Annotated in this window: 15 protein-coding genes; 3 read left to right on the top strand and 12 right to left on the bottom strand. The window is 61.5% G+C overall.

From position 1 onward, the window contains the following. Positions 1 to 13: 13 nt before the first annotated feature. Complete coding sequence (gene asd, locus SOP85_RS09155) at positions 14 to 874, top strand: archaetidylserine decarboxylase (RefSeq protein ID WP_274076785.1); 861 nt, start codon at positions 14 to 16, stop codon at positions 872 to 874. Positions 875 to 973: 99 nt separating this feature from the next. On the opposite strand, the gene serB is transcribed toward asd, so the two are convergent. Continuing rightward, positions 974 to 2,188, bottom strand: a complete 1,215-nt coding sequence (gene serB / locus SOP85_RS09150; RefSeq protein ID WP_095192149.1) for a phosphoserine phosphatase SerB — start codon at positions 2,186 to 2,188, stop codon at positions 974 to 976. Positions 2,189 to 2,322: 134 nt separating this feature from the next. Between serB and SOP85_RS09145 the strand changes: the two genes are divergently transcribed. Further along, on the top strand, positions 2,323 to 3,840 hold the full coding sequence (locus tag SOP85_RS09145; RefSeq protein ID WP_323626747.1) for an AhpA/YtjB family protein: 1,518 nt from the start codon (positions 2,323 to 2,325) through the stop codon (positions 3,838 to 3,840). Positions 3,841 to 4,088: 248 nt separating this feature from the next. On the opposite strand, the gene SOP85_RS09140 is transcribed toward SOP85_RS09145, so the two are convergent. From SOP85_RS09140 to SOP85_RS09100, 9 genes are all read right to left on the bottom strand, one after another. Further along, the gene (locus SOP85_RS09140) at positions 4,089 to 4,802 is read right to left on the bottom strand and encodes a PqiC family protein (RefSeq protein WP_274076783.1); all 714 of its coding nucleotides are present in this window, start codon (positions 4,800 to 4,802) and stop codon (positions 4,089 to 4,091) included. A 176-nt stretch (positions 4,803 to 4,978) separates the two neighbouring features. Continuing rightward, positions 4,979 to 7,246 carry a DNA topoisomerase IV subunit A gene (gene parC / locus SOP85_RS09135; RefSeq protein ID WP_323626746.1) on the bottom strand — a complete coding sequence of 756 codons (2,268 nt, stop codon included), beginning with the start codon at positions 7,244 to 7,246 and terminating at the stop codon, positions 4,979 to 4,981. A gap of 7 nt (positions 7,247 to 7,253) precedes the next feature. Beyond that, positions 7,254 to 7,778, bottom strand: coding sequence for a retropepsin-like aspartic protease family protein (locus SOP85_RS09130; RefSeq protein ID WP_046819858.1), 525 nt, complete (start codon positions 7,776 to 7,778; stop codon positions 7,254 to 7,256). Continuing rightward, positions 7,775 to 8,764, bottom strand: coding sequence for an esterase-like activity of phytase family protein (locus SOP85_RS09125; protein ID WP_323626745.1), 990 nt, complete (start codon positions 8,762 to 8,764; stop codon positions 7,775 to 7,777). Before SOP85_RS09125 ends, SOP85_RS09130 begins: the two co-directional genes overlap by 4 nt. Continuing rightward, entirely contained in the window at positions 8,764 to 10,671 is a 1,908-nt protein-coding gene (parE, locus tag SOP85_RS09120; protein WP_274076780.1) for a DNA topoisomerase IV subunit B, read from the bottom strand. Before parE ends, SOP85_RS09125 begins: the two co-directional genes overlap by 1 nt. 43 nt (positions 10,672 to 10,714) lie before the next feature. Next, a complete protein-coding gene (locus tag SOP85_RS09115; RefSeq protein ID WP_323626744.1) occupies positions 10,715 to 11,323 on the bottom strand; it encodes a YqiA/YcfP family alpha/beta fold hydrolase in 609 nt (202 codons plus the stop codon). 178 nt (positions 11,324 to 11,501) lie between these two features. After that, positions 11,502 to 12,317: a 3',5'-cyclic-AMP phosphodiesterase gene (gene cpdA, locus SOP85_RS09110; protein WP_323626743.1), complete on the bottom strand. Its 816-nt coding sequence runs from the start codon at positions 12,315 to 12,317 to the stop codon at positions 11,502 to 11,504. A gap of 103 nt (positions 12,318 to 12,420) precedes the next feature. Beyond that, positions 12,421 to 12,873, bottom strand: a complete 453-nt coding sequence (locus tag SOP85_RS09105) for a DUF1249 domain-containing protein (RefSeq protein ID WP_008063540.1) — start codon at positions 12,871 to 12,873, stop codon at positions 12,421 to 12,423. Beyond that, on the bottom strand, positions 12,864 to 13,481 hold the full coding sequence (locus SOP85_RS09100) for an NUDIX domain-containing protein (protein WP_323626742.1): 618 nt from the start codon (positions 13,479 to 13,481) through the stop codon (positions 12,864 to 12,866). The genes SOP85_RS09105 and SOP85_RS09100 overlap by 10 nt, the downstream gene beginning before the upstream one ends. A gap of 207 nt (positions 13,482 to 13,688) precedes the next feature. On the opposite strand from SOP85_RS09100, the gene SOP85_RS09095 reads away from it, so the two are divergent. Continuing rightward, positions 13,689 to 14,435 carry an RsiV family protein gene (locus SOP85_RS09095; RefSeq protein WP_323608915.1) on the top strand — a complete coding sequence of 249 codons (747 nt, stop codon included), beginning with the start codon at positions 13,689 to 13,691 and terminating at the stop codon, positions 14,433 to 14,435. Here the strand turns inward: SOP85_RS09095 and cytX are convergent. Both cytX and thiC read right to left on the bottom strand, forming a co-directional pair. Further along, on the bottom strand, positions 14,404 to 15,696 hold the full coding sequence (gene cytX / locus SOP85_RS09090) for a putative hydroxymethylpyrimidine transporter CytX (protein WP_323626740.1): 1,293 nt from the start codon (positions 15,694 to 15,696) through the stop codon (positions 14,404 to 14,406). The two genes, SOP85_RS09095 and cytX, sit on opposite strands and share 32 nt — an antisense overlap. A 186-nt stretch (positions 15,697 to 15,882) precedes the next feature. Further along, complete coding sequence (gene thiC / locus SOP85_RS09085; RefSeq protein ID WP_323626739.1) at positions 15,883 to 17,772, bottom strand: phosphomethylpyrimidine synthase ThiC; 1,890 nt, start codon at positions 17,770 to 17,772, stop codon at positions 15,883 to 15,885. Between the last annotated feature and the right edge of the window lie 120 nt (positions 17,773 to 17,892).

Here is a 17,892-nt window from a genome sequence, read left to right as displayed (position 1 = left end):
TTAAGGACAGTTAATGAACAAGCGTCTGTTTATCGTCAGCCAATACCTGCTGCCCCACAACCTGCTCTCGCGACTGGCCGGCTGCATCGCCGAATGCCGCGTGCGCTGGTTCAAGAATGCGTTCACCGCGTGGTTCGCCAAGCGTTACCAGGTGAACATGTCCGAGGCGCTGGTCGAAGACCTCACCGCCTACGAGCACTTCAACGCGTTTTTCACCCGCGCATTGAAAGACGGTGCCCGTCCGCTGGACGAGACCCCGGGTGCCATCCTCAGCCCGGCCGACGGCGCGGTCAGCCAGCTCGGCCCGATAGAACACGGTCGTGTGTTCCAGGCCAAGGGCCACAGCTTCAGCGTGCTGGAACTGCTGGGTGGCGATGCGGCGAATGCTGCGCCGTTCATGGGCGGTGATTTCGCGACCATCTACCTGTCGCCGAAGGACTATCACCGCGTGCACATGCCGCTGGCCGGCACCCTGCGCGAGATGGTCTACATCCCGGGCCGGCTGTTCTCGGTCAACCAGACCACCGCTGAAAACGTTCCGGAACTGTTTGCCCGCAATGAGCGCGTAGCGTGCATTTTCGACACCGAGCGCGGGCCGATGGCGGTGGTGCTGGTGGGCGCGATGATCGTGGCCTCGATTGAAACCGTGTGGGCCGGGCTGGTGACGCCGCCGAAACGCGAGCTGAAAACCTTCCGCTACGACGAAACCGCGCGCGCGCCGATCCACCTGGAAAAAGGTGCGGAGCTGGGCCGCTTCAAACTGGGTTCGACCGCTGTCGTGCTGTTCGGGCCGGATCAAGTGCAGTGGGATGCAGAGTTGCTGGCCGGTTCGCCGGTGCGGATGGGTCAGGGTATGGGGCTGCCGAAGGCATAAGTGCGCAGCCCAAATCTGTAGGAGCCGGCTTGCTGGCGATGGCGTCCTTGAGGTCCCCATCGCTGGCAAGCCAGCTCCTACAGTGGATTTGCGGTGCTGTTAGAGTTGTCCGTCGCGATCGCGAAAGCCCAGCAGATACAGCACGCCATCCAGCCCAAGGGTGGAAATCGCCTGTTTCGCCGACTGCTTGACCAGCGGTTTGGCCCGGAACGCCACGCCCAACCCGGCAATCGCCAGCATCGGCAAGTCATTGGCACCGTCGCCGACCGCAATGGTCTGCTCCAGACGCAAACCTTCCTTGTGTGCCAGTTCTTTCAGCAGATCCGCTTTGCGCTGAGCATCGACAATCGGCTCGACCGCCACGCCGGTCACCTTGCCGTCGACCACTTCCAGTTCGTTGGCGAACACATAGTCGATACCCAGCTTGGCCTGCAATTGCTTGGCGAAGTAGGTGAAGCCGCCCGACAGGATGGCGGTCTTGTAACCCAGGCGCTTGAGTTCGGCGAACAGGGTTTCAGCGCCTTCGGTCAGGCGCAGCGAGGCGCCGATCGAGTCCAGCACGCCGACATCCAGCCCCTTGAGCAACGCCAGGCGCTCCTTGAAGCTGGCGCGGAAGTCCAGTTCACCGGCCATCGCCCGCTCGGTAATTTCCGACACCTTGTCGCCCACACCGGCCGCCTTGGCCAGCTCGTCGATGACTTCGGCTTCAATCAGGGTCGAGTCCATGTCGAACACAGCCAGGCGGCGATTACGACGGAACAGCGAATCTTCCTGGAAGGCGATGTCGACGTTCAGTTCCTGGGCGACGCTGAGGAATTCGGCCCGCAGCGCCTGCGGATCAGCCGCCTCACCACGCACGGAAAACTCGATGCAGCCCTTGCCTTTATCAGCCGGGGTGTCCAGCGGCATGCGCCCGGACAGGCGATCGATATGGTCGATGTTCAGACCATATTTAGCGGTAATCGAACTCACGGCCTGCAATTGCCCGGCGGTGACCTTGCGCGTCAGCAGGGTCACGATGTGGCGTTTTTTGCCCTGGTTGCCGACCCACTGCTGGTAATCCTCTTCGGACACCGGCGTGAAACGCACTTGTTGATCAAGCTCATAGCCCTTGAACAGGATGTCCTTGAGCACCGACTTGCCTTGTTCGGTATCAGGAATTTCAACCAGGATGCCGAACGACAGGGTGTCGTGGATCACCGCCTGACCGATGTCGAGAATGTTCACACCACCCTGGGCCAGAACGCCGGTAATGGCCGCAGTCAGACCCGGACGGTCGACTCCCGTGATGTTTATCAGGACGATTTCGCGCAAGGCGCACCCCCGCAGGTGGAAAAAACCGCATTCTACCCACATTCAGTGACCATCGGGCACCGTGAGCGCTTTGACGGCCTAGGGCCTGTCGCTATACTGCGCGTCAACTTCACGGACAAAAGAGCCGAGCTCAAGTGAACCGGCCCACGCCAGTAAAAACCGATAACTTCTTCCTGCTGATCTTCCGTGCACTGCGCCACCGCCGTGTACCGATTGCATTGCGCATTGCCAGCCATAACGTGATCCTGGTCGCTCTGGCCCTGGTGATCTACGCCTGTGTGATGGGTTTGCAGTTCAAGCAGGCCATGCACGAGCAGGCGGATGCGTTGGGTGAAAGCCTGACAATGCAGACGGCCACCTCGGCCACCGAGCTGCTGGTGTCCAACGACATCCTCAGCCTCAACGTGCTGCTCAACAACCTGACCAAGAACAAGCTGGTGGCCCACGCCGCCATCTACAGCGTGGACAACCGCATCCTCGCCGAAGCCGGCCAGCGTCCCAAGCATGGTTTGTTGGGCGAAGCCGAGGGCATGTACCAGAGCAAAATCACGTTCCAGGATGTGACCGCCGGTCAGCTGCGCATCAGCCTGGACATGGATCAGTTCCAGCAGCCGATGACCATCAGCCTGCAAAGCATGGGCATCTTGAGCGCGATCCTGCTGGCCCTGTCCCTGGCCTTGAGCCTGCGCATGGGTCGATACCTGTCCACGCCGCTGCTGCAATTGCGGGTGTGGCTGCGCAACATCGACGAATACACCCCGGCCACCGAGCGTAATGACGAGATCGGCGACCTGGCGCGCCAGCTGCACGCCGACTTTGCGCCGGAACCGGCCGAACCGGAACCCGAGCCGGAACCCGAATACGACGATGTCGACGACGGCGAACCGGGCTTCGAAGTGCGCAACCTGCGTGATCCGAGTTTCGATGAAAGTCGCCCGATGGCCGCGATGAAAGCCGCGCCACGGCGTGTCGTCAGCACCGTTGAAGACGATGACGATGACGATGCGTTCGCAGACTTGCTCGATGATGCGCCAGACAGTGTGGCGAAACCGCTGGCCAAACCCGTAGCTTCCAACGTGCCGCAGCACAGCGCCGTGCTGGCCGTACAGCTGGGCTCACAGGAACAGTTGCGACGCCTGCCGCGGACACGCCTGGAAGAACTGCTCAAGCGCTACCGCGACTGCCTCGACCAGGCGGCCTCGCTCTACCAGAGCGAACTGCACACCCTGAACGATGGCAGCACCCTGATGCTGTTCCACGCCGAAGACAGTGGCGACGATTACCTGACCAACGCCATCTGCTGTGGTGAGCTGCTGCGAGCGCTGGGGCATCAATTGCAGATCGAAGTCGCCGACAGCGGCATCACCTTGCAATTGCAGCTGGGCCTGACTCTGGGCGAGGAGCTGTTCGGCCTGAGCCAGATCGACCTGTTGCTGACCGACGCCGCGCAGGATGCCCTGGCCCTGTCGCAACACAGCCGCAACCTGCTGCTGGTGGAGCGCAAGATCAGTGACGATGCGCTGATCCGCCAGCGCGCACGGATCCGCCCGATTGCAAGCCCTGAAGGCGCCTGCTGCGTGGAGCGGCTGATGGAGCCTTATCCGTCGATGCTGGAACGACAGCTGGCGCGGATGCACGAACGTCGGGCGTAAAAGCCCTGTCATGCATAAGCCCGCAGGCGAGTGATCGTCTGCGGGCTTTTTTGTTGCCTGTCCTTTCGCTATCGCTGGCAAGCCCGCTCCTACAGGGTTCCATGCCGAACGCAGGTCTTGTGTACGACATCAATCACTGTAGGAGCGGGCTTGCCCGCGAAGAGGCCGGGACAGGCACTAGAGATCTCCAACCGGCAGAAACAACAAGACCCGCATCAACGCGGGCCTTGTTTCCAATCCATCGAGCATTAGAAGCGAAACACTTCCATATCCGTACGAATCGGCGCAGCCATCGGGATCTTCGGCTGTTTTTCCTGCTCCGCCGCAGGTGCTGCAGGCTTGGCTGCCGGCTTGCGTGGTGCTTCGGCAATCGGTGGCTGGTTGGCCAGCGGCTTGAGCGCTACCGAGAGCTGTTCAGCGAGCTTCTGCAGCAATACACCCTGTGCCTGGACCTGAGCCGCCGTGTTGCCGGCGTGCTGTTCCTGCAGGTGAATGATGCGGTTATCGCGCACCTGGCCACGACGGTCGATCAAACGCCATTGCGCATCGAGAATCGCCGGTTGCGACTTCCCCGAATCCAGGCGCGTGATGGTCAACAGCACCTGGACATCCGGCGTGAAGCCTGTGGTCGCAGGCGCCAGCACGACACGCTGGCTGTCCAGGTGGCCAGCCACCTGACGCAGCAACAGCTGGTCGATGTCGGAAGAAAGGCTGCCAGCCCAACGGCCGTCGGCCGAGGCTTGCAGGCTGCCATCGGGCTGACGCTGCAACAGGGTTTCGCGCTGCAGGTAGTCCGCCACGGTTACCGGGCCCAACAAAACCGCCATGCCCGCGCTTTGCGCAGGCTGAACCGGACTTCCGCTGTCCAGTTGATACAGCGACACCGGCTGGTGAACGCTGCAACCCGCCAGGCCAAGTACGCCGGCGAGCATCAAAATAAAAGGAAGGCGCAGAGCAGTCATCGTCCCATCCAGGTGATTGCCACAAGGCTAATCACAGTGAAAATACTCAATAAATATGAAGAACGCTCGGCCACGCCGGCGCTTGAAAGGCCATATCATCCGTGAATATGCGTTCCGACTCCAGCGCCAAAGCGTCGATCTACGCGTTAAATCGTAGATCGAGGCCTCTAGGACGCTTAATTGAGGTTTTCGACGAACAGCGCATCTACCCGCTGGAAGCCACGTGGCAGTTTGTTCCCACGACGACCACGCTCACCCTTGTAGTGCTCGAGGTCGTCCGCTTTCAGTGACAAGGTACGTTTTCCGGCCTGCAGCACCAAAGTGGCGCCCTCCGGCACAACGGCGATGTCCGTGACATATTCTTCGCGACTGGCCACACGCTCACCGGGAATCCCGATGATCTTGTTGCCTTTGCCCTTACCTAATTGTGGCAGATCGCTGATCTTGAAGATCAGCAGGCGACCTTCGGTGGTCACCGAAGCCAACCAGTTATGCTCACGATCGGCCACCGGACGCGGCAGGATCACCTTGGCGTTGTTCGGCAGGCTCAGCAGGGCCTTGCCCGCCTTGTTCTTGGCCTGCAGGTCTTCACCCTTGACCACGAAACCGTAACCGGCGTCCGAGGCGATGACGTACAGCGCATCGTCTTCGGGCATCAGCACGCATTCGAAACTCGCCCCTGGCGGCGGCGTCAGACGGCCGGTCAGTGGCTCGCCCTGGCCACGGGCCGAAGGCAAGGTGTGTGCCGCCACCGAGTAACTGCGCCCGGTGGAGTCGATGAACACCGCAAACTGGTTGGAACGCCCTGCCGCCAGGGCCTTGAAACCATCCCCGGCCTTGTAGGAAAGCCCAGTAGCGTCGATGTCATGGCCTTTGGCGGAGCGCACCCAGCCTTTTTCCGACAGCACGACAGTGACTTTTTCGTTCGGCAGCAGATCGTGTTCGGTCAGCGCCTTGGCTTCGGCGCGCTCGACGATTGGTGAGCGACGGTCGTCGCCATAGGTCTCGGCATCCTTGATCAGCTCGGTGCGTACCAGCTTCTTCAGCTTGGCTTCGCTGCTCAGCAGGGCTTGCAGCTTGGCTTGTTCCTTGAGCAGTTCGTCCTGCTGGGAACGCAGCTTCATTTCTTCCAGTCGCGCCAATTGGCGCAAACGCGTGTCGAGGATGTAGTCGGCCTGGATTTCGCTCAGGGCGAAACGCTCGATCAGCGCGGCTTTGGGCTGCTCCTCGGTACGGATGATGTGGATCACTTCATCCAGGTTGAGGTAAGCGATCAACAAACCGTCCAACAGGTGCAGGCGACGCTCGACCTTGTCCAGGCGGAATTGCAGGCGGCGGCGTACGGTCCGGACCCGGAATTCCAGCCACTCGACCAGCAGGGCCCGCAGGTTTTTCAGCTGCGGCTTGCCGTCCAGGCCGATGATGTTGATGTTGACCCGGTAGCTCGACTCCAGCTCGGTGCTGGCGAACAGGTGCTGCATCAACGCATCGTGGTCAAAGTTTTTCCGGGCGCCCGGAATAATCACGATCCGGCACGGGTTCTCGTGGTCCGACTCGTCGCGCAAATCGGCGATTTGCGGAGCTTTCGAGGGTTTGGCCTGCATCATCGCCGCGATCTGTTCCAACACCTTGGCGCCGGAAACCTGATGTGGCAGCGCGGTGACGATGATGTCGCCGTCTTCAATGTGATAAACGGCGCGCATGCGCACCGAACCGCGGCCGGTCTCGTAGATTTTCAGCAGGTCGGCGCGCGGCGTGATGATTTCCGCTTCGGTCGGGTAATCCGGACCCTGGATGTGTTCACAGAGCTGTTCGACCGTGGCCTTGGGCTCGTCGAGCAAACGCACGCAGGCGCTGGCGACTTCGCGCAGGTTGTGCGGCGGCACGTCGGTGGCCATGCCCACGGCGATACCCGTGGTGCCGTTGAGGAGGATATTCGGCAAACGTGCCGGCAACACCAGCGGTTCGTCGAGGGTGCCGTCGAAGTTCGGGCCCCAGTCCGCCGTGCCCTGGCCCAGTTCGCTGAGCAGCACTTCGGAGTAACGCGACAACCGTGCCTCGGTGTAACGCATGGCGGCGAAGGACTTGGGATCGTCCGGCGCACCCCAGTTACCCTGACCGTCCACCAGCGTATAGCGATAGCTGAACGGCTGGGCCATCAGGACCATGGCTTCGTAACAGGCCGAGTCGCCGTGGGGGTGGAATTTACCGAGCACGTCACCGACGGTACGCGCCGATTTCTTGTGCTTGGAATCGGCGTCCAGCCCCAACTCGCTCATCGCATAAATGATGCGGCGCTGTACCGGTTTCAGGCCGTCGCCGATATGCGGCAAGGCACGGTCCATGATCACGTACATGGAGTAGTTGAGGTAGGCATTTTCGGTGAAGTCAGCCAGTGACCGGCGTTCTACACCGTCCAGGCTGAGATCAAGGGAGTCGCTCATGCGGGCCTCATCGGTTCGTTGTCTGGCGCAGCAGCATGGTGCCACCGCGCTGGGTAAATTCAAGTTTGTTCAGCGCGCTCATACCGAGCAGCACTTGCTCGCCATCCAGGCCTGGCACGACGATGGCGCGCACATCACGCAACACAATGTCGCCCAGTTGCAGCCGGTCGACCCGGGTTCGATAACCCTCGGTGCGACCGTTGGCGGTGCTCAGGGTCACCCCGAAGCCTTGTTCCAGTTTCAGCCGTTCGGCCATTTGCGCCGGGATCGCCACATCGGTCGCCCCGGTATCGAGCATGAAATTCACCGGCTGGCCATTGATATGGCCGCTGGCAACGAAATGCCCCTGGCCATTGCTGACCAGTTTCACCTCGACGAAACCCTCGCCGCGTTCCGAGCTGACGACCACATTCGGATTTTGCTGACGCTCTTCCCACTGGCCGAAAAACCGCGTCGCCAGAAACAAAGCGGCGCACCAGGCCAGTACCATCAATACCCGACCGGCACGTTTGCCCGGCGTTTGCTGGCTCATGACTTGGCACTCCAGCCACCTTCAGGTACAGCAAAGCGCCAGACGATCGGACGGACCTCGCCATCGGCGCGGGCGCCGGTGTTGTTGTCGATGCCGATCCAGGCGCCCTCGGCGTCCACGATCAAGGCTTCCGTCAGGGCAAAGTCCTGGGGATAACGACGATTTTCCTGCAACGCCTCATCGGCAAACGACCAGCAGCGCTCGACCTTGGCTGTCACCGCATCACGACGGCAAATCTGGTACGCATTGCGCTCGAGGGTAAACAGCTTGCCGTCGAACCATGACAGGTCGGCAAAATCCCGGGGCATCGGCCTGGCGCTGGGAAATTGTGCCGGTTGCATCTCCTTTGCGCCTTCGCTCAGCAGCACACAGCCGCCATCGCAGTCCCAGACGGTCTGCTTGCGCTTGACCAGCAGCAAACCGCGGCTCTCGCGCTCGGCAGCCAACCACAACTGGTCACCTTGCGGATTGATCGCCAGGCCTTCGAACAATGCATTAAAGCGCAGCAACATACCGCTGGCCCGCGCCTCGCGAACCATGAGCGGCGAAATCTTCAGCCAGAAGGTTGGCCCGGTTGGCGGAATCTGCAGCACCGCCGCATGGGACTCGCTGACCACGTAGCGATTGCCGACGCTGTCGCAGGTGATGCCTTCGAAATCAAGGTCACCGCCACGCACGAACGACGACACCCAGGCCCGCGAACGCAGGCCCCAGGGCAAGCCGCTTTCCGGCACGGGCGGCACGCCGATGCCCACCGCTTCCGCACGCCAGACACCCGCGCCCGTCTCGAGGCGGTAGATCTGGTCGTCGTCGCGGTCGGAGACCGTCCACAACTCCGTGCCGCACTGGGCCAGCCCGGACAGGTTGCCGCCGCGCATGCCGTCCACGGCGTGCTCGGACAACAGGCGCAGCTGCGGTGTCGGCTTGGCAGACACCGTCATCGAGGTCAGCAGCAACGCACACGCCAGGGCAAAGCCCAGCCGCATCAGCCCAGCACCTCCGCCAGGTTGCCCTTGGACTCCAGCCAGGTCTTGCGGTCGCCGGCGCGTTTTTTCGCCAGCAGCATGTCCATCATTTCCGAGGTCGCGTCGAAATTATCGCCCAGGGTCAGTTGCACCAGGCGCCGGGTGTTCGGGTCCATGGTGGTTTCGCGCAGCTGCGGCGGGTTCATTTCACCCAGGCCCTTGAATCGGGTGACCTGCGGCTTGCCGCGCTTCTTCTCGGCCACCAGGCGATCGAGAATGCCATCGCGCTCGGCTTCGTCGAGGGCGTAGTAGATCTCTTTGCCCAGGTCGATGCGGTACAGCGGCGGCATGGCGACGTAGACGTGACCGGCATCCACCAGCGGGCGGAAATGCTGGACGAACAGCGCGCAGAGCAGGGTCGCAATGTGCAGGCCGTCGGAGTCGGCGTCGGCGAGGATGCAGATCTTGCCGTAGCGCAACTGGCTCATGTCCGCGGCACCCGGATCGACACCGATGGCCACGGCAATGTTGTGCACTTCCTGGCTGGCCAGCACTTCGCTGCCGTCGACTTCCCAGGTATTGAGGATCTTGCCGCGCAACGGCAGGATCGCCTGGAACTCTTTGTCCCGCGCCTGCTTGGCAGAACCACCGGCGGAATCACCTTCCACCAGGAACAGCTCGGAACGCATCGGGTCCTGCCCGGCGCAGTCGGCGAGCTTGCCCGGCAACGCCGGCCCCTGGGTGATGCGCTTGCGCTCGACCTTCTTGCTGGCCTTGAGGCGACGACCAGCGTTGTTGATCGCCAGTTCCGCCAGCGCCAGGCCGGTTTCCGGGTGCGCGTTGAGCCACAGGCTGAACGCATCCTTGACTACACCGGAGACGAACGCCGCCGCTTCACGGGACGACAGGCGTTCCTTGGTCTGGCCGGAGAACTGCGGCTCCTGCATTTTCATCGACAGCACAAAAGCGATGCGTTCCCAGACGTCTTCCGGCGCCAGCTTCACGCCGCGTGGCAACAGGCTGCGGAATTCGCAGAACTCGCGCATGGCGTCGAGCAGGCCTTGGCGCAAACCGTTGACGTGGGTACCGCCCTGGGCGGTCGGGATCAGGTTGACGTAGCTTTCCTGCACCGCGTCGCCACCTTCCGGCAGCCACAGCAGCGCCCAGTCCACGGCTTCCTTGTTACCGGCCAGGCTGCCGCAGAACGGCTCGTCCGGCAGGCGCTCGAATTCGCTGACCGCGTCGACCAGATAGGAACGCAGGCCGTCTTCGTAATGCCATTCGACTTTCTCGCCGCTGGCCTTGTCTTCAAAACTGACCAGCAGCCCCGGGCACAGGACGGCCTTGGCCTTGAGCACGTGCTTGAGGCGGCTGATGGAGAATTTCGGTGAATCGAAGTATTTCGGGTCCGGCGCGAAGAACACGCTGGTGCCGGTATTGCGTTTGCCGACCGTACCGAGGATTTCCAGCTCGGTTTTCTTGAAACCGTCGGCGAAGGTCATCTGGTATTCGTTGCCGTCACGTTTTACACGCACCCGGACTTCGGTCGACAAGGCGTTGACCACCGAAATACCCACCCCGTGCAGACCGCCGGAGAACTGGTAGTTCTTGTTGGAAAACTTGCCACCCGCGTGAAGCTTGGTGAGGATCAGTTCGACCCCGGAAACGCCTTCTTCGGGGTGAATGTCCACTGGCATGCCACGGCCGTCATCGCTGACTTCCAGCGAGTGATCGGCGTGGAGGATGACCTGCACCGATTTGGCATGCCCGGCCAAGGCTTCGTCGACACTGTTGTCGATGACTTCCTGGGCGAGGTGGTTCGGCCGACTGGTGTCGGTGTACATGCCGGGGCGTTTGCGCACCGGGTCGAGGCCCGAGAGGACTTCGATGGCGTCGGCGTTATAAGAGCTAGCGCTGGGAGTGGCCATGGGGTCTCGTCGTCAGTCTTTCATTGAAAATAGGGGCAAGGTTTCACAGCGCGGTGAAATCAATCGCCTGATACAAATCTGCGCCAATGCCGGCAAAACTCAGCATCGCCGGAAGCTGCTCGGCAAAACCCTGGAAACCATGGTCGCCACCGGCCTGGATGCGCAAGGCACAGGCCCGGTAATACTGTTGGGCGAGGCGATAGTCCAGTGTTTCGTCACCGGTCTGCAACCATACCTGATAGCGCTGCGGGTCCTGGGGTGCCGGCACTTCCAGCTCGGCGAGGGCCGTCACATGGTCGTGGGTCATTTCCCAGGTCTCGTCGGTATACAGGTTCTTCTGTGTACCCAGGAACCCGTCAAACATCCGGTGCGGACTGACGGCAGGGTTGATCAACAGGGCTTTCAAGCCATGGCGCTCGGCCAGGTGAGTCGCATAGTAGCCGCCGAGCGAGCTGCCGACCAGCAGTGGCCGTCCGAGCGCTTCAATCGCCTGCTCCAGCTGACCGATGGCCTCGCGGGGGTGGTGATGCAGGGCCGGCACACGCAATTGGTCGCTCAAGCCCAGGCGTTCCATCACTTCGCTCAACTGGGTGGCCTTTTTCGACGCAGGCGCGCTGTTGAAACCGTGGATATAAAGGATCGAGCCGGACATTTGAACTCCCTGAGCTTCGGGTAAAGAGGCGGAGTTTACAGGGACTTTGGCACGTTGGGTGCCGATGAAATGCGATGCCTGTAGGAGCTGGCTTGCCAGCGAAAGCGGATTATCAAACAACATTGATGTTGATCGTGACGGCCTCTTCGCTGGCAAGCCAGCTCCTACAAGGGATGGGTTAGTAGCCGTTGGAGCCGTAATCGACCTGAAAGTCGAACCCGGTCAGGCGTTCCACACCGGTTTCCAGCCGCCCATCCGGCAATAAACGCAACCAGCGATACCCCGGCGCCTGCGCCCCGACCTTGAAGTCTTCGCTGCCCGGTTCGAACTGAATGCAGGTCGATGGCGAGGCGATCAGACGCACGCCGTTACTCAATTGATCGATTTCCTGATGCACATGCCCCCACAGCACGGCACGCACCTGTGGAAAACGATCCAGGACTTCAAAAAACGCTTCAGGATTGCGCAGACCGATCGGCTCCATCCACGCACAGCCGATCGATACCGGGTGATGGTGCAGGCACACCAGATGGTGCCGCTCCGGCGCTTCGCTCAAGGAACGGGCCAACAACTGCAACTGTTCATCCTGCAAATACCCCGGTACCGAGCCCGGCACGGCCGAATCGAGCAGGGTGACCCGCCAGTTGCCAACATCCACCACCGGCTCCAGCAAGGCGCTCTGCACCGCGGCCTCGGCCATTATCCGCGGCTCGTCGTGATTGCCGGGAATCCAGCGCGCCGGCGCGTCGAGCTGTCGGGTCAACTCGCGAAACTGCTGGTATGACTCGAGCGTGCCGTCCTGGGACAAATCGCCGGTGGCCAGGATCAGATCGATGCGAGGTTGCTGCTCGCGTACCAAGTCGATGACTTTTTGCAGGCTGTCACGGGTATTCATGCCCAGCAGCATCCCGTCCGCTTCGGCGAACAGGTGACTGTCGGAGAGTTGCACCAGCAACGCCGGATCGGCGGTGGTCAAGTTGGATACGCTCGGCAAGGCGTTCTCCCAGGGCGTGATCGCGGGGTTGGAGGATGGCGCAATTATGCTGGGGGATGATCGAAAAGGGGAATCCGCGAACCTGACGCAGTTCACAAGAACGTCAACGGACCACTTCGTACTCGTGCCCCAACGCCAGGCAATGACTCAACCACTCGCCAAGAAACATGTTCAGCTGGGCCTTTTCGTCGGGCTGATGCATCGAAGCGTTCGGGTAAGGATAGATGCCGCGAAAGCGCCGTGCATGTTCGGCGCTGACCACTTCGGCCATGCACGCGTCGTGATAGACCTGCACTTCCAGTTGCGGCACCGGCAGCCATGGCAGACTGTGCTCCTGGCGCACCTGCAGGGTGGTGGTGTAGGGACAGACCTGCAGCACCTCCAGCGCCAGCACGCCCAGCATCTGGTCGCCATGGGTCACGGCGATACGCCGCGCCGCCGGCTCGCTGCGCATGTCCGGCAACAATCGCATCAGGCGCGCGTAGTTCGCCTCGCAGGATGCCTGTAGCCCCACGAGGTCCACCCGATAGCGATCGCGCAGCTTGTTTACGACCATAGCCCCCTCACTTCAACGCGGTTCAGTGCCAGCCATTGCAAGGCAATGATGCTGGCCGCGTTGGCAATACGTCCGTCGCGTACGGCTTGCAGGGCATCTTCGAACGCCCACACCGTGACGCGGATATCTTCAGCCTCTTCCTCCAGCCCATGCAGGCCGCCTACCCCACTACTATCGCAACGTCCCAGGTACAAATGCACGAATTCGTTGCTGCCGCCCGGCGATGGAAAATATTGGGTCATCGGCCACAGCGCCCCGATGACAAGCCCAGCTTCCTCCTGCGCTTCGCGGTGAGCAACTTCTTCCGGTTGCTCATCCTTGTCGATCAGACCAGCGACCAGTTCGATCAGCCATGGATTGTCGGTCTTGCCCAGGGCACCGACGCGAAACTGCTCGATCAGCACCACTTCGTCGCGCTGGGGGTCGTAGGGCAGCATGCACACCGCATCGTGGCGCACGAACAGTTCACGGCTGATTTCGCGGCTCATGCCGCCGGCGAACAGTTCGTGGCGCAAGTGCACGCGATCGAGCTTGTAGAAACCCTCGAAGCACTTTTCGCGCCGAACGATATCCACGGCGGTCGGAATGGCTTTGGCAAAATCAGTCATGACTATCCTCGTATCTGACACCGAGGCTCCAACCTCGACTTCGCGCCATCCTAACGCGCCCGTGAGGTTTGATGCAGCCCCTTTACCTTCATCGAGATGGACGGTGAGGGCGAAACCCACTCTAATTAGCTTAGTGGCGAACTGACTGCTCCGTTGACAGTCGAAGCGGGTAACTTTTCGCCTTTCCCTGTTTTATGAAGGACGCCCATGTCGCTTTTTAAAATTGCCTCCGTGGCCGCTCTCGCCCTGACCCTGGGCGCTTGCCAGAGCCTGTTCCAGCCTAACTATCGCGCGCCGCTGGAAACCACCCGCGACGCCACCGAGCAACTCAAGCCAGGCTGTACGGACCAGGACTGTCCGCTGGTGAACATCGACACCCTGCACTTCCCCGCCGAGCCTGAACTGGACGGCATCATCGAAAAACGCCTGCTGCAAATGACCCGCACCTCACCCGACGCCCCGGTGGCGCCGACGCTGGCGGCCTATCGCGAACAGTTTTTGCGCACCGCAGGTCCGCGCAACAGCATTTACCTGCAGGCCAAGGTACGTGAGCAGCATGACGGACTGGTGATCATCGAGTTGTCCAGCTACCTGGACACCGGCGGCGCCCATGGCACGCCGGGTCGGGGGTTCATCAACTACTCGCGTCAGCAGCATAAAGTGCTGACACTGTCGGACATGCTGGTGCCCGGGCAGGAAGAGGCGTTCTGGAAAGCCGCGCAGGTGGCGCACAACAGCTGGTTGATCAGCACCAAGCTCGATCAGGAACCGGAGTTCGTCAAGAGCTGGCCGTTCCAGAAAACCCAGAACGTGGCGCTGACCTACGGCGGGGTGATCCTCAAGTACGAAACCAGCAGCATCGCGCCTTACGCACTGGGCCATGTCGAACTGAAGATCCCCTACCCTCGCCTGAATGGCATCATCAAGCCCGAGCTGTTTCCCGGCCGTAACTGAAGGCCCGGCCCAGCACCAGCTGCAGCAGCCCTGCCAGGATCAACGCCGGCAGGGTTGCGCCGATGTCCGGATACAGATTGGCCAGCAAATGATAGGTGCTCACCCCGCCCAACCAGGCGAGCAGCGCCGGCCAGCGCAATGCGGCTGACGCCACTTGGCCACTGCGTTTGCGCAGGATGAAGTGATCCACCAGCACCACGCCGAACAGCGGCGCAAACACCGATCCGATCAACAGCAGGAAGTTCTGGTACTGGGCCAGTGGCGCCAGCAAGGCGATCAGGGTGCAGATCACGCCGATGGCCAAGGCCAGGTGCTCGACTTTCAGGCGCAACAGGATCCCGCTGGAAACGGCTGCCGAGTGAATGTCGGCAAAGGCGTTTTCCGACTCATCGAGCAGGATCAGCAGCAGCGGAATGCCCAGGCCCGCACCCGCCAATGCCAGTAGCAAGGCATTGACTTCACCGCTCGGCGCGAACGCCAGGGTGTAGGCCACGCCCAGGCTCATCAGCCAGAAATTACCGATGAAGAAGCCAATCGCCGTCCCGCCGAAGACATTCTTCGCACGCTTGCCGAAACGCGAATAGTCGGCAATCAGTGGCAGCCACGACAGCGGCATCGCGATAGCGATGTCGAAGCCCACCGCGAACGGCATCGAACCGTCACCGGCCAGCGCCCACAAGGCGGCCAGGTCGGCTTTGGCGAACAGGTTCCAGGTCAGCCAGATGCACGCTGCCAGCAACAGCCAGATGCCCCATTTACGCAGGATCTGGCGCACGAAGGTCAACGGACCGCTGACGGCCAACAGGGTCGCCAGCGCGCCGAAGAACAGGGTCCACAGCACTGGATTGGACAGCACGCTGCCGTCGCTGAAGGCCTTGGCGCCCAACAGACTGGCGGCATCGCGCATGACGATGATCTCGAACGAGCCCCAACCGATCAGTTGCAGCAGGTTCAGCACCGCCGGCAGGCTGGCGCCTTTGCTGCCGAGGCTAAGTTTGAGCGCGGCCATGGATGACAGGCCGGTGTCGCTGCCGATCACGCCGACGGCAGCCAGCAGTAGAACGCCGACCAGCGTACCGAGGAAGATCGCCAGCAGCGAGCCGGACAGGCCCAGGCCTGGCGCGAGCAGTGCGCCGGTCTGCAGGACCATCAGGCCGATGCCGAGGGAGAACCACAGGGAAAACAGATCGCGGCCGCCGAACACACGTTTGTCGGTCGGCACCGCGATGTCGGGGGAATAAGTACTCGGTTGAATGCTCAAGGGTGTTATCTCAGAGGGATAAGTGTGTCATTGAGAAATCCGGTGCCTGTTCCAACGCCTTCGCGAGCAAGCCCGCTCCCACATTGATCCCGGTCGTACACAAAATTTGTGTTCACAGGAGATCCAGTGTGGGAGCGGGCTTGCTCGCGAAGACGGCAGCAAAGGCGCCGTCAATCACAGGTCAGATCAAACTTTCTGATACAGCTGACTGCCTTCCTGCTTGAAGCGCTCAGCCTGTTCGGCCATGCCCTGGGCAACATCCACGTCGACCGCCTCGATCCGTTGGTTGGCCGCATACTCGCGGACTTCCTGGGTAATTTTCATCGAGCAGAATTTCGGCCCGCACATGGAGCAGAAGTGCGCGACCTTGGCCGAATCCTTCGGCAGCGTCTCATCGTGATACGAACGGGCGGTATCCGGATCAAGGCCCAGGTTAAACTGGTCTTCCCAACGGAATTCGAAGCGCGCCTTGCTCAAGGCATTGTCGCGGATCTGTGCGCCCGGATGCCCCTTCGCCAGATCGGCGGCATGCGCGGCGATCTTGTAGGTGATGATCCCGGTCTTGACGTCATCCTTGTTTGGCAGGCCCAGGTGCTCCTTGGGCGTGACGTAGCAGAGCATGGCGCAACCGAACCAGCCGATCATCGCCGCGCCGATACCGGAGGTGATGTGGTCGTAGCCCGGCGCGATGTCGGTGGTCAGCGGGCCGAGGGTGTAGAACGGCGCCTCGTCGCAGCATTCCAACTGCTTGTCCATGTTCTCCTTGATCAACTGCATCGGCACGTGGCCCGGGCCTTCGATCATGCACTGCACGTCGTGCTTCCAGGCGATCTTGGTCAGCTCGCCGAGGGTCTCCAGCTCGCCGAACTGCGCTTCGTCGTTGGCATCGGCAATCGAGCCAGGACGCAGGCCATCACCCAGCGAGAAGCTGACGTCGTAGGCCTTCATGATTTCGCAGATGTCTTCGAAATGGGTGTAGAGGAAGTTTTCCTTGTGGTGCGCCAGGCACCACTTGGCCATGATCGAACCGCCACGGGAGACGATGCCGGTCACGCGCTTGGCGGTCATTGGCACGTAGCGCAGCAACACGCCGGCGTGGATGGTGAAGTAGTCGACGCCCTGCTCGGCCTGCTCGATCAGGGTGTCGCGGAACAGCTCCCAGGTCAGGTCTTCGGCGACGCCGCCGACTTTTTCCAGGGCCTGGTAGATCGGCACGGTACCGATCGGCACCGGCGAGTTGCGGATGATCCACTCGCGGGTTTCGTGAATGTGTTTGCCGGTGGACAGGTCCATTACCGTGTCCGAACCCCAGCGAATGCCCCAGGTCAGTTTCGCCACTTCTTCTTCGATGGACGAACCCAGGGCGCTGTTGCCGATGTTGCCGTTGATCTTCACCAGGAAGTTACGGCCGATGATCATCGGTTCCAGTTCGGTGTGGTTGATGTTGGCCGGAATGATCGCGCGGCCGCGGGCGATTTCGTCACGGACGAATTCCGGGGTGATGATTTTCGGCACGCTGGCGCCGAAGCTGTGGCCGGCGTGTTGCTGGTCCAGCAGGCCGGCGGCGCGGGCCACTTCCAGCTTCATGTTTTCGCGGATGGCGACGTATTCCATCTCGGCGGTGATGATGCCCTGGCGCGCGTAGTGCATCTGGCTGACGTTGGCACCCGGCTTGGCGCGACGCGGGTTGTTCACGTGGGCAAAACGCAGCTTGGTCAGCTCCGGGTCGGCGAGGCGTTCCTGGCCGAAGTTGGAGCTCAGGCCGCTCAGGCGCTCGGTGTCGCCGCGGGATTCGATCCAGGGCGAGCGCACATCGGCCAGGCCTTTGCGCACGTCGATGATGACGTTGGGGTCGGTGTACGGGCCGGATGTGTCATAGACCACGACCGGCGCGTTGACCTCGCCACCGAAGTCGGTTGGCGTCACGTCGAGGCTGATTTCGCGCATCGGCACGAGGATGTCCGGGCGAGTGCCCTGGACATAGATTTTTTGCGAGTGGGTAAACGGCTGCACCGATTGTTGATCGACCTTGGCCGAGTCACTCAGGTTGGTGGCGATTTTTGCTTTTGTAGTCATCACGGGCTCTCCAGACAGCATCCAGGCAGTGGAATTTTGTCGGAGCGAACCTGTAAACGAATGGACGCACGGGTGCTGAAAAACCAGCTGTGCTGTGCTCAGTGCTCGAGGGGTGTTCGA

Source organism: Pseudomonas sp. YuFO20, assembly GCF_035064975.1.
GTDB lineage: Bacteria > Pseudomonadota > Gammaproteobacteria > Pseudomonadales > Pseudomonadaceae > Aquipseudomonas > Aquipseudomonas putida_AE.
This window is presented reverse-complemented; position numbering and strand designations above follow the sequence as displayed.

Coding starts and splice junctions, on each gene's coding strand:
- asd (WP_274076785.1), top strand. CDS start 14: ATGAACAAGCGTCTGTTTATCGTCAGCCAATACCTGCTGCCCCACAAC.
- SOP85_RS09140 (WP_274076783.1), bottom strand. CDS start 4,802: ATGACTGCTCTGCGCCTTCCTTTTATTTTGATGCTCGCCGGCGTACTT.
- parC (WP_323626746.1), bottom strand. CDS start 7,246: ATGAGCGACTCCCTTGATCTCAGCCTGGACGGTGTAGAACGCCGGTCA.
- SOP85_RS09130 (WP_046819858.1), bottom strand. CDS start 7,778: ATGAGCCAGCAAACGCCGGGCAAACGTGCCGGTCGGGTATTGATGGTA.
- SOP85_RS09125 (WP_323626745.1), bottom strand. CDS start 8,764: ATGCGGCTGGGCTTTGCCCTGGCGTGTGCGTTGCTGCTGACCTCGATG.
- parE (WP_274076780.1), bottom strand. CDS start 10,671: ATGGCCACTCCCAGCGCTAGCTCTTATAACGCCGACGCCATCGAAGTC.
- SOP85_RS09115 (WP_323626744.1), bottom strand. CDS start 11,323: ATGTCCGGCTCGATCCTTTATATCCACGGTTTCAACAGCGCGCCTGCG.
- SOP85_RS09105 (WP_008063540.1), bottom strand. CDS start 12,873: ATGGTCGTAAACAAGCTGCGCGATCGCTATCGGGTGGACCTCGTGGGG.
- SOP85_RS09100 (WP_323626742.1), bottom strand. CDS start 13,481: ATGACTGATTTTGCCAAAGCCATTCCGACCGCCGTGGATATCGTTCGG.
- SOP85_RS09095 (WP_323608915.1), top strand. CDS start 13,689: ATGTCGCTTTTTAAAATTGCCTCCGTGGCCGCTCTCGCCCTGACCCTG.
- thiC (WP_323626739.1), bottom strand. CDS start 17,772: ATGACTACAAAAGCAAAAATCGCCACCAACCTGAGTGACTCGGCCAAG.